The sequence below is a fragment of the Lysinibacillus sphaericus genome (assembly GCF_006864135.1).
Classification (GTDB): Bacteria; Bacillota; Bacilli; order Bacillales_A; family Planococcaceae; genus Lysinibacillus.
In genome coordinates, this window is the sequence record NZ_SADV01000003.1 from 244,526 (window position 1) to 259,487 (window position 14,962).

Sequence of the window (14,962 nt, forward strand, 5' to 3'; positions counted from 1 at the left end):
TAAGTAAACAAAAAGAATATATATTTTCATTTAGTAATATACGTTCTCCCATATCATTTTGAGGATTTAATGGATTTACATGTACTTTTAGCAAACTTCTAGTTTTCAAACTACATTAATTAATGTATTCCATTCTTCCTTATCATCCGTTAAATATACAGTTGCAGTACTCAGCGGAAAAAAGATTTGATTGACAGCTTCGACTTCTTGAACAACAAAAGAGCCTATAATTGTAATAATAAAAGTAATCAAAATGGAAATTACGACTTGAATACGACGCTTTTTATTTATTTTTTTAAATGGTGCTTTTGCTATCATTACCTCTTCTGACAGAATATCATTTGTTGGAAATTTCTCTTGCTTTGGCTTCATTACATTTAACAGCTTCGTCAGATTCATCAGCCATTAGTTCTCCCATAATAGGACAATAGATTTACTTATTTTCGTTTGTTGGATAACCATCTTTTGAAGCACTTTCCTTAGTAGGTATATCTAGATCCGAGGCGTTATCTTCTGCCTTTGTTAATGTTTCTTGTTGTGAACAACCAACTAATAAAAGAAATAAAATTACTGCAAAGATAAAATAATTATCCCTCATTTTCTCCCACATATATTTAAGAAACCATTTTATAAATAACTCTGTTAGTTGAATAGCAACAATCTTTTCGAAAACCGCCTTAATTTAAAGTAAAAAAACCCTTCACAATCATGATTTTACTCAAATTGTGAAGGTTCATAAAAACATTCTATCTATCATGAACGAGGGATTAAAATCACCAAAACACCAATCAAACAAATGCCTGCCCCAACGAAATCCAAGATATCTGGTTTTTTCCCGTCGATTCCCCAGCCCCACAAAATGGAAAGGACAATAAAAACACCTCCATAGGCAGCGTAGACTCTTCCAAAGGTTGGGAAGGACTGAAAAGTAGCGACAACTCCATATAAAGCCAACACAATCCCGCCTATAACTCCCCAATAAAATGGTTTACCTTCTCTTAACCAAAGCCAAATTAAATAGCCACCCCCTATTTCGCCAATTCCTGCGAGGATAAATAATAATGTTGCACTAATCATTTTTTTCACTCTTTCTGTATATGTTTAGTTTTTTAGTAAAGGTATTTCACCCAACAATTATTCAATCATATATTCCCTCCTTTAGATAAAATATGGAGATGGATTTCTATTTCAATGTTTAAAGGCTCTATAAGCGTTTTAGGAAGAAAAAGCGCACCTTTCTCTTTAAATCAATCCCCAGTATGTAATCGTATCTGCTACGCCTATAATAATCAGCATAACACCCGCTACGATTTGAATCACTCTTCCCATTTTCATGCTTGTACGCATTATAAATCTTTTTGCATCAAATAAATGAATAAGACCTAGCATCACTAGAAGTGGCACAGAGGTCGCTATACCAAAAATAGCTGGCAAAACTACACCATACGAAGAGGTTGCAACTGTTGGCATTAACCATACGAAGAATAGCACAAACATAGTAGGGCAAAAGGCTATAGAAAAACTAGCCCCCATTAGAAAGGAGCCCAATTTCCTATCTTTTAAAACACCCGGAATGTACATTGGAATTCGATTTAGAAATTTTAATTTTAAAATTCCAATTAGCACGAGTCCTGTTAAGAACATGATCGGACCAATTGCTTTGCGAAAAATAGGAAAATACTTCGTCATATCCGTTTCAAAGGACTGACCGAAAAGCCAGGCAAATAAACCTATTAAACTAAATACAATGACTTTCCCTAGAATGAAAAACACAATTTCTTGCCAATCGTTTTTCGTTTGAAATGTTCGATTTCCGTAAAAAGTGATTGCACTCATATTCCCTGTTAATTGACAAGGTGCTACAGCGCCTATAAATCCAAGAAGAATCGCAATTATGAATGGGGAATGTTCGTAAGAATTTAAAAAAACTGTAATCGGCCCACTAATGGCTTGGCTTATTTTCGACATTAAAGTATACATCTATAAACACCTTCTATTTATTATTAATGTAAGATTACAGATTTAGTACCTATAGTTATTTACTACTTCTTTGTAAATCAGATGACAAACTACTTAAAACACCTCAATATCCGCTCGTTAAAATAGCTTATCACTATAATCATTCACAATAACATAAAAGAAAAATCCCGTATAAAAATTAACACAGGATTTTAATCAAAAAATTTTTTAACTACAATTAAACATTAATCCACCTTAATTTGACCCATCATTCCATTATCCTCATGCTCCAGAATATGACAATGGAACATGTAGACGCCCTTATGCTTAAATTGTACAGCTATTTTTACTGTCTCATCTGGTTTTACGGAGATACTGTCCTTCCATCCTTGTTCATTTTCAGGTGACTTTTCTCCATTGCGAGAGAGTACTTTAAATTGTGCTCCATGAATATGGAACGGATGAATCATGCCACCCATCATATCCAGCTTATTATAAATTTCCCATACCTCAGTAACACCTTGTTTTTGGGTAAAATCAATTCTTTCCGGATCAAATTTCTTTCCATTTATCGTGACCATGTTCATCATCCCAAAGAGTTCCACTTTTTTTGTAACAGGTAGATCCATTTCTTTATCTTCCAATGAAAGATCATTCAATTTTTTAGGGACCATACTCGTTTCTCCACTTTGAACAGTAACTACAAATGGTAAAAGGACAGATCCATCCTCATTTATTAAAGCTAGGTCATTAACGTCCTGCATTTTTGAAAAGTCAACTACGATTTCTGCCCTTTCGGATGGCGTTAGTGTAATCTCTTTTAAAGAAACGGGTTCATTCAAGAAACCACCATCCGTAGCGATTTGAAGAAAGGAATCCCCAGTACTCAATTTAAACGTATAATTTCTCGCATTTGACCCATTTAATAAACGAAGACGCACTTTCTCTTTGTTTACAGTCAATTTAGGATTGTGCGTTCCATTAATTAACAATGTATCTCCAATCGTTCCGTCTGTGTTCATTGTACCGCTATAATTCAATTGTTTCTTATCATCAAATGTTCTATCTTGGAAAATCAAGGGGAAATCGTTCTTCCCATAATCATTTGGCAATCGTAGACTTTTTGAATGATCATCTTCAATGTAAACCAAGCCTGCAAGCCCGTTATATACCTGTTCAGCCGTTTTTCCATGTGGATGAGGATGGAACCATAGCGTCGCCGCTTCCTGATTCACTTTAAATTCGAGGGTTTTTTCTTCGCCTGGTTTAAGAATGCTTTGCGGACCACCATCTTTGTCCCCCGGCACCTCTAGTCCATGCCAATGAAAAGTTGTATCCTCATCAAGTTCATTTATAGTTCTAATCTTTACGGTTTCACCTTTTACAAGACGAATCATCGGGCCGAGAAACGATCCGTTATACCCATACGTATTTGTTTGAACACCATCGAATATTTCTGTTTTTCCTTTTTGTGCCCTAACTGTGTATACAACTTCATCTTTTTTATTTCTTTTAAGTTCAGCAGGGACTTTTACTTCATTTACTCCTGTCGAATTATTTAAACTAACCACATTGCTATGACTCGCATGACCCTTCATCTTGTCATGATCCATGTCCTTCATTTCTTTACTATTTCCTTGGCTACAAGCCCCAAGTATGCTCAAACTTGCGATAATACTTGCTGCTAATGCTATTTTCCTCATATCAACCATTCCTTTCACCATAAGTATATAGAACAGTTGTGTAGGAATTATGTAGAAAGAGGCATTTGTATACAAAATGTAGTTCCTCTATTTTTTTCACTTTTGACGGAAATTGTACCGTTATGTGCTTCCACAAGTTTTTTGGTAATTGTCATACCAATACCATTGCCAGTATATCGATTTTCCACTCGATAATTTCGCTCAAAGATTTTTTTACTTGTTTCTTCATCCATACCAATTCCATTATCATGTACAAGAATTATATAATCATCACTTTCTTTAAATAATTTAATTAGTATAATGCCATCTTTTTGAACATGGTACATAGCATTTTTTATAATATTGTGTAGAATTTGATTCAATCTCAAAGCATCTACCTTTGCATTAATTGTTTTGTCTAAATCTAATTCTAGCTGTATTTCTTTTTCAAGTAATTCACTTGCCAACGTAATCACAGACTTTTCGATTACATTAGCAATCGGTTGCTCTTTCATCATGACCTTAAATGTGGGATTATTAATATCATTTAAGGTATCTAATTCTCCAACAAGAAGAGTTAGTCTATCAATTTCCTCAACACATGCTTTCAAACGAGCTGGAGTAGCTGTCCAAATCCCATCTTCAAATGCACTTAAATAGCTTTTTATTGAGGCTAATGGATTACGAATTTCATGCGCAAGATCCTGTGTCATTTCTTTACGACGGAGTTCATAAGTGTTTAACGTTTCATCTAGTTTCATCAGTGATTTACCTAATTGACCAATTTGATCATTAATCGTATAGCTTATCTTTAAGTGCCGGTCTCCACGCACTAGTCTTAACGCAAAGTGATTCAGTTCTTGGATAGGTTTCGTTAAGGTTTTTGCAATTAACAAACTAGAAATTAGTATAAAAATAAGCAAAAGGCCTAATGACCACATTGCCGTTTCCCTTAACGCCATATCAAAATGGTGAATTAATTCCTTAGAATCTGTAATATGGAGCATCATCAAATGTTCATGACCTTTATAAAGTAATATCCCTGTGATGAATAAAAGTATGCTTGTAGAAAAGATAGCTATAATTAAGGCAATTTTTATATGAAATTTCATTGATTTATAACCTTTTCATTTATTTTGTATCCCAAACCAAAGACAGTTTGGATGTACTCTTCCTTAACTTTTTTACGGATATTTTTAATATGTTGATCCACAATACGTGAATTTATGTTCGAATCAAAGCTATATATTTTTTGAATAATATCATCCCTGCTAAAAACCTTTTTAGGGTTTTCAGCTAGTAATAGTAAAATGCTAAATTCATGTGGCGTGAGCTGGATACTTTGATGATTTACTAATGCTTTTCTCTCCTCTTTATGGAGTTCCAACTGTCCTAAAATAATAATTTGGTTTTTATATGAACTGGGTAACAACCTCTCTGCTCTTATTAATATTTCTTTAGGATGAAATGGTTTAACGACATAGTCATCTGCACCCATTTCAAATCCAATTACTTTATCATCAATAGAGATTTTTGCTGTAAGCATAATCACAGGAATATCGTAATTTGATTTTACATAATGGCAAATGTCTTCTCCGGCTATATCAGGTAACATTAAATCTAAAATAATCATATCAAGAGGTACTTGATCGATCACTTGGATTGCAGATTCTCCTGTATGTGCAACATATGTATAATCTCCGTTTTTTTCAAAATAAGATACCAATACCTCTGTAATCTTTTCTTCATCATCTACGATTAACACTTTCATTTTCCAATTACACCAACTTTATATAAGAATTCAAGAATATTATAAATAATAAAAACCGTAAAAGCGTTTCATTCATACTCTCAATCTAATAACCTTTTAATGAATTTTAATCCACTATTTTGGATTTGAACTTTCAGTTGTAGAAATTCTTCTTCCAACACTTTAATTCTTGCTCTATATTAATCATTAACTACATCTTTGTAAATCAGATGACAAACTGCTATGAACGCCTCAACATCCTTTGTTATATATTTCGTTAAACAATAGGTATTCGATACAATATGGGAACATTCCTTTAACGATAGCTATGAAGCAATTGCTGGTGAAGTTCAGCCTCAATTACACTCTTTGGGAAAAAGGCAATCCCTAATCCTTGTTTGACAAAATTTTTAATTACCTCTGTTTGATTAATATTCATGCTTTTATAGCTTGGGAATTGTTGTAGTACTTGTTGTATGTCCTGCCAGTAAGATGCATATTCATGTGATCAATTATGCCTCGGCATAATTGCGTCCGGAATCGGCTTTGTGCTTTTGCACAAAGAACTCCTTTCCAATTCCGTGACATCCGCCGGAGGCTTTAACTTCTTTCAGCGGATGTTTGGACATCCACTGAAAGAAGTTAATATAGTTTCTTGTTGTAAAAGAGTCTGCACATCTGTCGCCTTTTTTGCTATCGGAGCAATCAAATAAAGTGGTTCCTGGGCGAGAAGGACTGTGTGGATGTCACGTGTCGATGTTAATTTTGATAAACCGATATCTATTTTGCCTGCATATACCGCTTCTCCGATTTCATTGGACTTTAACAGTTCAATCGTAAATTCAATGGCGGGGTTTTGTTGCTGAATTGTATGAATGATTACGGGCAATGTAGAATTGGCGATTTGTGGAGAAGCACCAATCGTTAAGTGGGACGTATATCCATTCAAAAAGGATCTAGTATTTTATAATCCTTCATCAATCGTTGCCATCATTTTCTTAGCATGCGGAAGGAAGTGAGCACCGATATGATTTAATTTCACTTGCTTCCCTTGTCGTTCAAATAGAGTTGTTTGTAGTTCCTTTTCTAGATGTTGAATATGCTTCTATACTGTTGATTGTGTGATAAAACGTTGTTCTGCCGTCTCACGAAAATTCTCTTTTTTCTCTGCAACAATAAAAGTTCGAAACCATTCTGTTTCCATAGACACGCCTCTCTAGTTTTTCATTCATTATATCGAATTCTATTTACGTCTTGAAACATTTTCTACACAACACTAACGCCTTGGCATAATTGCGTCCAGAATTGGCTTTGTGCTTAGGCCTGCACATGTTTTTTGCGCGAAAGCATAGCGTCAGCGGCACCGATGCAGGTCAGTTAGCCCCTTTCCGCTTTCCGTGACATCCGCTGGAGGCTTTAACTTATTACAGCGGATGTTGTACACCTGCTGTAATAGTTAAAAAAGCAGTTGAAGCTCTACAATCTCTTGTATCTTCAACTGCTTATTATCTTGTCTAATAGTACATGACTAGCTGGACGTACAAGGGCGTTTCCCTACTCTTGTAGATCTGTTAATATCACAACATTTGGATGCTTTGTTAAAACACTTGCTGGCACATCTTCAGTATAGTCAGAAGCAAGTACATGTTTTAAAACATCACGTTTTGCATCTCCAACAGCGATTAACAAAATGCATTTTGCGCGCATAATGGATTGAATCCCCATCGTTATGGCTTGCGTTGGAACTTCATCGATTGAATCAAAGAAGCGTGCATTTGCATGGCGAGTTGATTGTTCAAGCGTTATCAGATGTGTCAATGAATCAAATGGTGTTCCTGGTTCATTGAAACCGATATGGCCATTTTGTCCGATACCAAGCAATTGGAAATCTAACGAATGCTGTTGTAATAGTGATTCATAGCGTGCAGCTTCCTCTGTAGGATTATCAGCTAAACCATTTGGTAAATAGGATTCTTTAAATGGTTTATGGCGAAATAAATGTTTATCCATATAAAATGCATAGCTTTGATCATGTTTAGCACTTAGTCCAACATATTCATCTAGATTAAAGCTAACACAATTGGAAAAATCAACCTCAGACTCACAGATTTTAGAATATAGCGGTTCCATTGTACCACCTGTAGCTAAACCAAACGTTGTAGCACCGTTATTTTTTGCATTCGTTATAATGTCTACTGCACGAGCGTATAAATCTTCTCTGGAAGAATAACGTTCTAATTTCAATTCAAGATGCCCCTTTACTCAAATTTTTAATTGTTAAAGCTCAATTCTTGTAAATCACATTTCAAAAGTTGTAATCTTCCCTCAGAAGTATTGATGTTCATGAATCTCTTGTTTATTACTTTTTAATAGAAATAATATTATTAGAACCAGCTCGTTGGAAACCGGATTTTTCAAGTGTAACTTCTCGTCCAATTAAACTTGTGAATACAATCGGTGTGACGATAGAAGGTACTTTGTCTTTAATGTTCTTAAAGTCTACTTTTAATAACGGATCACCCCGTTGAATTAATTGCCCCTCTGAAACTATCATTTCAAACCCCTCACCGTTTAGCTTGACAGTATCTAAACCAACATGAATTAGTATTTCTACACCTGTATCGGATTTTAAGCCGATAGCATGCTTCGTTGGGAAAATCATGACTACTCTTCCATCAAACGGTGCATAAACCGTACCATCTGTCGGATGAATGCCAAAACCCGGTCCCATTATACCTGATGAAAAGGCTTCGTCAGGCACTTCAGCTAACGGTATTAAATCACCTGTCATGGGCATTTCAAAATCATCTGAAGAAATTGTTGCTTGTGCTACAGTCTCTTCAATAACAGACGGATCTTGCTGTAAAGAAATATTTGCAGGAGTTGGGTTACCTTTTTTCAGGCGATCTTTCATAGCTTCTGCTAAAAATTCTACTGATGTACCGATAATCACTTGTACGTTTGTCTTATTAATTCGCATAACACCACGCGCACCCGTTTGTTTTAACATTTTTTCATCCACCCGATCCACATCGCCAACAGTCATACGAAGACGGGTTGTGCAGTAATCAACTTGCTTAATATTAGTTGGTCCTCCTAACGCTTCGATTGTTTTGTAAGCTCGAACATCTAAATTGTTAGCTATTGCTGAATCAACTTCCGTTCCGTCCTCCTCTTCATCTTCACGACCAGGCGTTTTTAAGTCTAATTTCTTGATTAAGAAATAAAAAATGACGAAGTAGATAGCTCCAAAACCTAATCCCAATGGAATTAATAGCCATGGTCTATCTGCTAAACCAAAGTTTAATAGATAGTCAATTAAACCTGCTGAAAAACCGAAACCATCACGGAACCCAATAATATAAGAAACCGCAAGCGAAATACCTGTTAATACAGCATGGATACCATAAAGTATAGGTGATAAGAACATAAAGGTAAATTCAATCGGCTCTGTCACGCCTGTTAAGAATGCTGTTAACGCGATGGATACAAACATACCACCGACTACAGCACGTTTTTCCTTTTTCGCTGCAAAATACATCGCAAGACACGCTGCTGGTAACCCAAACATCATGATTGGGAAGAAACCTGCTTGGAAATGTCCTGCTGTTGGGTCTCCGGCTAAAAAGCGATGGATATCCCCTTTGACCAGTTCACCTGCAGCATTTGTAAATTCGCCAAAGTCAAACCAGATGATTGTATTAATAACATGATGTAGACCGACTGGAATTAATAAACGATTGAAAAAACCATACATTCCAACCCCAAGTGATCCTGCACCAATAAACCAGTTCCCTACTGCATCGATTCCACCTTGAATTGGTCCCCACACTAAAGCTAAAATACTAGCTAAAACCGCCATTGTAATAGACGTTATAATGGGTACAAATCGCCGTCCTCCAAAGAAGGATAACCATTCTGGAAATTTAACATTATAAAATTTGTTATACAGTAAACCTGCTGTAACACCAGCAATAATACCGCCAAATACGCCCATATTTAAGTCTTTATTAACGGCCCCTAAGACTGCGACTAATATAAGATGGGCAATGGCACCTGCTAACGCAGCACCACCACTATTATCGTGCGCAAAGCCTATAGCAATACCGATTGCAAAAATAATGGGTAAATTACCTAAAATAGCATCACCTGAAGCAGCCATAATGCTTGCAATATAATGCACAACGTTATTCGGTACTGCACCAAGCATATCATCAGAGCCTAAACGTAATAGTAATGCAGCTGCTGGTAAAGTAGCGATTGGAAACATTAACGACCTACCGATTTTTTGTAAGAAAGCTAACAATTTTCCGCCTCCCTTTAGGTATAGTTGTCTATACCAATTATTGTACTATCTATTATATTCTTTATCTAGCGAAAAATAACCAATTTTCAGAATTTTCTATTTTCACCACTTATATTCAACCGCTTATCTTTATGTATCTGTTTTATTTTGGATAAAGTTATATTCTAAAATTGTCTCATCCAGACAAAAAAAGCACCTACAATTGTTAGTTATATTTCTAACAATTGAGGTGCAGTTCATGAAACAGCTAACGCATTTTTATGCTGTTACATCACGTTTCATAAATGTCATATAGCTGATCGCAAGGAAAATTACAGCGTAAATCGCAAGAATTGTGAGTGAGAATGGCATTGTCATACCATCTACTATAAAATTGCCTTTTTCATACTGTGTTAAGTCTGAATGTGTTAGCCAAATATATTTAACGATTTTAAATCTGCTTAGGAACATCACAATCATTCCACCTGTAAAAGTTAAGAACATCGTTAAGCCAATCGCTAAAGAGCTTGAACGGAAAACTGAGCCCACTAAGAAAGCAAACAATATTGACATGACAAAGCTTCCGCCAGAAAGTAAATAGTGATAAGCTAAATCATTCCATACTGCTTTTTCAACAACTTGACCGTTGACCATTTCTAGCTCAACACCAGTTGAACCGCCAAATAGTATCAGTCCAACAAGAGCACTTACTACTACATTGACAACAAACAATAAGAGTCCAAATATGAAAGTTGTAAGTAATTTTGACGTTAATATTTTTGCGCGCGAAACCGGACGCGTTAATAGCATTTTAATCGTACCAGTAGAGAATTCACTAGATACAATACTTGCTGCAGTAATAACTGTAAACAATGTCACTAAAGTCAGCATGCTACCTGTAAATGACATAAAACTCTCTATGCTTCCATCTACTTGTGACGGCACATTATTGGCTAATCGATACTCCGAAATAGCAATTTGCTCCTCAAAGTATTTTTTATCCTCTGCCGATATATTGTCATCGTTCATAAACTCTTTATTATTATTAATGGCCTGTTGTTCACTTTCTTGCCACGTTATATCTTCTGTTATTTTTGTATCAAAGTATTTCAGCAGAATACCTGGACCAATAATAAAGAGGATAACTAGCGCGACCATTACCCAAGTTCCTTTTTTATGCCATAATTTCATCCATTCATTTTGAATTAGCTTCAGCAATTTGGCCACCTCCTGTCATTTCTAAGAATTGATCCTCTAACGTTTTTTGATGCGGTTGTACAGCAAATAATTGAATTGCTTCATTAACAAATTGCGAAATGAGTTTCGGTATATCCTCTTTCTTTATTTCCACCACATAACCGTTATTTTCTGTCACAAAGTTGTAATCAAGCTTTTGTAGAAGTGCTGCAGCCTGATCATTTGGTGTAGCTTCAATATAATAAAACGAAGAAGTTTCAACGTTGATATCACGAATATCAATGAGTTTGCCATTTTGTATAACAGCTACTCGATCACACATTAACTCAATTTCGGATAATAAATGACTGGAGACAAAAACAGATACTCCATCCTCCGCCGCAATTTTACGTAAATACATACGAAACTCTCGGATACCTGCTGGATCCAGACCATTAGTTGGTTCATCTAAAATTAAAAATTTTGGTCGATGAAGTAGTGCCTGTGCAAGTCCTAAACGCTGACGCATCCCTAACGAATACGTTGATACCTTTTCATGAATGCGTTTCTCAAGACCAACTTGTTTAACGACCTCTTCAATACGCTCTTTTGTCACGTTTTTATGCATACGCGCAAAGTGCAGTAAGTTTTTATAGCCCGTCATAAATTTATACATTTCTGGATTTTCTACAATTACGCCGACCTTACTAATCGCTTCTTCATAATTCTCCTTTAAAGAAATACCATCAATAATGACTTTCCCCTCAGTTGGATGCATAAGCCCTGTCATCATACGAATTGTCGTCGTTTTTCCTGCTCCATTCGGTCCTAAAAATCCAGTAATTTGACCTGGATATAAATCGATATTCAATTGCTGAATCAATTGCTTACCACGAATGGTTTTTGAAATATTTTGCAATTGAACAATAGGTTTTGTTGTCATTAATTTCACCCTTTCTTATAAAATGCCTTCATCCATTGCACAGCATCCTTATTCGACAAATCTCGAATCGTCTCTACTTCCTCATGTGCAATAATCGAACCATTTTGCAATAAAATGATTTGATCTAAAATAGGCTCTACTTCATATAATTCATGTGTTGATAATAAAATTGTCTGATGTTCAATATCAGTAAATTGAATTAACCCTTTAATGAGCTGTTCACGAACAATAGGATCAAGACCAGAAAATGGCTCATCCATTACATAATAAGGTACTTCTCGCCCAAGAGTTGCGGCCATTTTCATTCGACCACGATTCCCCTTTGATAATTGCCGTAGTTTCACACTTTTATCAACCTGTAAAAACTCCGCAACAATACATGCCTTATCATACGAAAAATCTTCGAATTGAGAAGCATAATGCTGAAAAAGCTGCTCACCTGTGTAAAAATCAAAAAATAAATCAATATCTGGTAAATAAGCAATTTTATCAGCACTTCTACGTGTAACAGGTGTTCCATTTAGCAATACTTCACCACTTGATGGACGTAATATGCCTGTCAACACCTTTAATAGTGTCGACTTGCCACTACCATTTTCTCCAACAAGCCCAATGATTTGTCCAACCGGAAAGGAAAAAGACACATCTTGTAGAATAGGCTTTTTCATATAACGAAAAGAAACATTCGATAACTGTAGCATTTATTTCACCTCACGATTTATTTTGTAAAACAACGAGCATCTCTTCCTTTGAAAATCCAAGTGCTTCAATGGAAGTTAAAAAATGATCTGCTAATTGTGTTTTCATTTCTTCGCGTAAAAGCGCAATTCGCTCTTTATCAGTTGTAATAAATGTACCTTGACCTCGTTTGGTTTCCGTTATATTCATCGCTTCTAACTCCTTATACACCCGTTGCACAGTATTTACATTAACACCTGTTTCCACTGCATATTCTCGAACCGAAGGAAGTCGATTCCCAAGCACTAACTTCCCTTTCAGAATGTCCCCACATATCCTATCTACGAGCTGACTATAAATGGGCTTATCGCGTGAAAAGTCGATTGTCATCGTAAAACCACCTTTTCAAACCACTTTGTCGCTATGATAAATAAGATGGCTACCAAAATAAAAGTTGCTACTTCATCTACGATATACATTGTGCCCCAACTTAAATTCATTGTTGATGACTTCGGGAAAAATGGTTCCAGACCCGTTAATGGGATACTAATATGATGGAAAATATTATCATATAATTCGCTTTCTGTAAATTTGAACCATAAATTCAAACTAAAGAAAAAGGTAAACATCGTGATAACAACAGAAAAGTTACCAATTAAGTGTTTCATTTGGAGATTAAATGTAAAAAATAGTAGCACTATCACAAACATCATCAATTGGAAAATAACAATAATTGACACAACAAACATAATCAATAAAAAGATTTGGGCGAAGTTGCCTATAATCTCTTCTTTGATATTGTATATAGCTATACTTACAAAGATAAAATTGAAGATAGCGTATCCAATTAAGGAAAATACAATTTTCACACCTACAAGTTGTGCAATGGAACTAGTTGAATGCAGCCAGATCTCTTTGGTCCTTAAGTCATTACGAATACTAACTAGATATTGTAATACCGAAAAAAATACACCTAACATAAGTACTAATATCGAAAAGAAAAATGGCAGCTGGTTTTCCATCGTAAATTCACCACTAAAACGCCTAATTAAATATGGAACGATTATTGACAGCATGATTCCAATAAAAATTCCACTGAATAGCCATGCCCTATAAAGCATCCATTCCTTTTTCAACAGCCCTGCAAAATTTTTCAACATAAACACCTCGAGTCATAGTGTGCTAGTTAAATAGTACACTATGACTTTTAAGTTTGCAAGTATTAAAAGCAAAAAAAAGGAAGAACCTTAAAAATAAGGCTTCTTCCTTCAGGTTGTAATGCAATATACACATCTTCTGCAATATTGGAGGTGATTTCCTGAGGGCGCCAAGTCTTCACTCGAATCAACTAATCCACATGACAGACGTTTTGTCACCCAACTTTTTAGTTTTATCGATTAACTTTTGCGTTTTATCAGCTAACTTCTGAATTTTATCGACATCCACCTTCTAAAGAGCGTTAAGTCCTTAATATTGTGTAAAATTCTCTACTTTGCCAAATTGTCCAGCTTATGTTGGAATTCGCCGCTAAAAGTGTGAGTTGCGCCGCTAACCAAGCAAGGAACGCCGCTAAAACCCGAGATTCCGCCGCTAACCAAGCAAGGAACAGTCCGCTGAGCCTCTTGGGTCGACAGGATGTTGATCACGAAGGCGTTATCACAGGACGTGTAATGCTTTTACCCTGATGCTCGATCCAGGGTTCATTCAGCCTTTGTTGATCTAACAACTCATATCCCTATTTCCCACATTTTCTCCGTTACTTTCCCTACTCTGTCATCAATATTCGTTCCGTCAAACTTTGGAAGCTTTAGCTCACTTACGATTTTTCCATCTCTCATAAACAAAACACGCTCCGTCCGCGCCGCTACCTTTGCATCGTGAGTGACAAGCATAATCGCAGTTCCGCCCGCGTTAATTTCGGAAAAGATGTCCATGATCTCCTGTGCTGATTTTGAGTTAAGAGCACCTGTTGGTTCATCGCCGAAGATGATTTTCGGGTTGTTCAAAAGCGCTCGACAGATCCCTGCTCGCTGTAGCTGCCCTCCCGAAACTTGTGTAATGTCGCGCATTTCAAGCTTCTCTATACCTACCCTCTTCATAAGTGCTCGTGCCTTCGCTGATATTTTTGCAATATTTTTCCTATTCCCGCGCATTGATGGAAGAATAATATTATCTAGAATATTTAGATTTTTAAGCATCGTTGGCTGCTGAAATACAAAGCCCATTTTAGTTCTACGAATATCTGAAAGTTCAACCTCACCGACGGAAGATAAATCACTACCATCAAAAATAACCTTTCCGCCATCAACGCTGTCCATGCCGCTCAGCGCAAACATTAGCGTTGATTTTCCCGAGCCAGAGGGTCCCATTATCGCTACAAACTCACCCTCGTTTATGTCAACGGACGCTCCGTCGAGAACATTGTACTTTTCATCGCACTCGCCGAAAGATTTTACAATATGTTCACCGATGATAATCTTCTTCATAAA

The 14,962-nt window shown here is 36.1% G+C and carries 17 protein-coding genes; all 17 read right to left on the reverse strand.

Annotation, left to right across the window (positions count from 1 at the left end):
• Positions 1-105: 105 nt before the first annotated feature.
• Positions 106-399: a hypothetical protein gene (locus C7Y47_RS24835; protein WP_185903406.1), complete on the reverse strand. Its 294-nt coding sequence runs from the start codon at positions 397-399 to the stop codon at positions 106-108.
• Positions 400-433: 34 nt separating this feature from the next.
• Positions 434-598, reverse strand: a complete 165-nt coding sequence (locus C7Y47_RS24840; protein WP_185903407.1) for a hypothetical protein — start codon at positions 596-598, stop codon at positions 434-436.
• A gap of 155 nt (positions 599-753) precedes the next feature.
• Positions 754-1,077: a YnfA family protein gene (locus tag C7Y47_RS05465; protein ID WP_100544371.1), complete on the reverse strand. Its 324-nt coding sequence runs from the start codon at positions 1,075-1,077 to the stop codon at positions 754-756.
• 165 nt (positions 1,078-1,242) lie between these two features.
• Positions 1,243-1,980, reverse strand: a complete 738-nt coding sequence (locus tag C7Y47_RS05470; RefSeq protein WP_142507824.1) for an urease accessory protein UreH domain-containing protein — start codon at positions 1,978-1,980, stop codon at positions 1,243-1,245.
• A 224-nt stretch (positions 1,981-2,204) separates the two neighbouring features.
• The gene (locus tag C7Y47_RS05475) at positions 2,205-3,662 is read right to left on the reverse strand and encodes a multicopper oxidase family protein (protein ID WP_142507825.1); all 1,458 of its coding nucleotides are present in this window, start codon (positions 3,660-3,662) and stop codon (positions 2,205-2,207) included.
• Positions 3,663-3,709: 47 nt separating this feature from the next.
• On the reverse strand, positions 3,710-4,753 hold the full coding sequence (locus tag C7Y47_RS05480; protein WP_142507826.1) for a sensor histidine kinase: 1,044 nt from the start codon (positions 4,751-4,753) through the stop codon (positions 3,710-3,712).
• Positions 4,750-5,412 carry a response regulator transcription factor gene (locus C7Y47_RS05485; RefSeq protein WP_142507827.1) on the reverse strand — a complete coding sequence of 221 codons (663 nt, stop codon included), beginning with the start codon at positions 5,410-5,412 and terminating at the stop codon, positions 4,750-4,752. Before C7Y47_RS05485 ends, C7Y47_RS05480 begins: the two co-directional genes overlap by 4 nt.
• A gap of 295 nt (positions 5,413-5,707) precedes the next feature.
• Entirely contained in the window at positions 5,708-5,830 is a 123-nt protein-coding gene (locus C7Y47_RS25470; RefSeq protein WP_255505021.1) for a hypothetical protein, read from the reverse strand.
• 171 nt (positions 5,831-6,001) lie between these two features.
• On the reverse strand, positions 6,002-6,340 hold the full coding sequence (locus C7Y47_RS25475) for a LysR family transcriptional regulator substrate-binding protein (protein ID WP_255505022.1): 339 nt from the start codon (positions 6,338-6,340) through the stop codon (positions 6,002-6,004).
• Positions 6,341-6,945: 605 nt separating this feature from the next.
• A complete protein-coding gene (locus C7Y47_RS05500) occupies positions 6,946-7,635 on the reverse strand; it encodes a glucosamine-6-phosphate deaminase (RefSeq protein ID WP_142507828.1) in 690 nt (229 codons plus the stop codon).
• 115 nt (positions 7,636-7,750) lie between these two features.
• On the reverse strand, positions 7,751-9,697 hold the full coding sequence (gene nagE / locus C7Y47_RS05505; RefSeq protein WP_142507829.1) for an N-acetylglucosamine-specific PTS transporter subunit IIBC: 1,947 nt from the start codon (positions 9,695-9,697) through the stop codon (positions 7,751-7,753).
• Between the two features lie 258 nt (positions 9,698-9,955).
• Entirely contained in the window at positions 9,956-10,894 is a 939-nt protein-coding gene (locus C7Y47_RS05510; protein WP_142507830.1) for an ABC transporter permease, read from the reverse strand.
• A complete protein-coding gene (locus C7Y47_RS05515; protein WP_142507831.1) occupies positions 10,872-11,795 on the reverse strand; it encodes an ABC transporter ATP-binding protein in 924 nt (307 codons plus the stop codon). Before C7Y47_RS05515 ends, C7Y47_RS05510 begins: the two co-directional genes overlap by 23 nt.
• Before the next feature lie 5 nt (positions 11,796-11,800).
• Positions 11,801-12,496 (reverse strand): ATP-binding cassette domain-containing protein, encoded by a 696-nt coding sequence (locus C7Y47_RS05520; RefSeq protein ID WP_142507832.1) that lies wholly within the window; start codon positions 12,494-12,496, stop codon positions 11,801-11,803.
• 10 nt (positions 12,497-12,506) lie between these two features.
• Entirely contained in the window at positions 12,507-12,863 is a 357-nt protein-coding gene (locus C7Y47_RS05525; protein ID WP_142507833.1) for a GntR family transcriptional regulator, read from the reverse strand.
• Positions 12,860-13,633 carry a hypothetical protein gene (locus C7Y47_RS05530; protein ID WP_255505023.1) on the reverse strand — a complete coding sequence of 258 codons (774 nt, stop codon included), beginning with the start codon at positions 13,631-13,633 and terminating at the stop codon, positions 12,860-12,862. Before C7Y47_RS05530 ends, C7Y47_RS05525 begins: the two co-directional genes overlap by 4 nt.
• A gap of 567 nt (positions 13,634-14,200) precedes the next feature.
• Positions 14,201-14,959, reverse strand: coding sequence for an ABC transporter ATP-binding protein (locus tag C7Y47_RS05535; RefSeq protein ID WP_142507834.1), 759 nt, complete (start codon positions 14,957-14,959; stop codon positions 14,201-14,203).
• Positions 14,960-14,962: the final 3 nt, after the last annotated feature.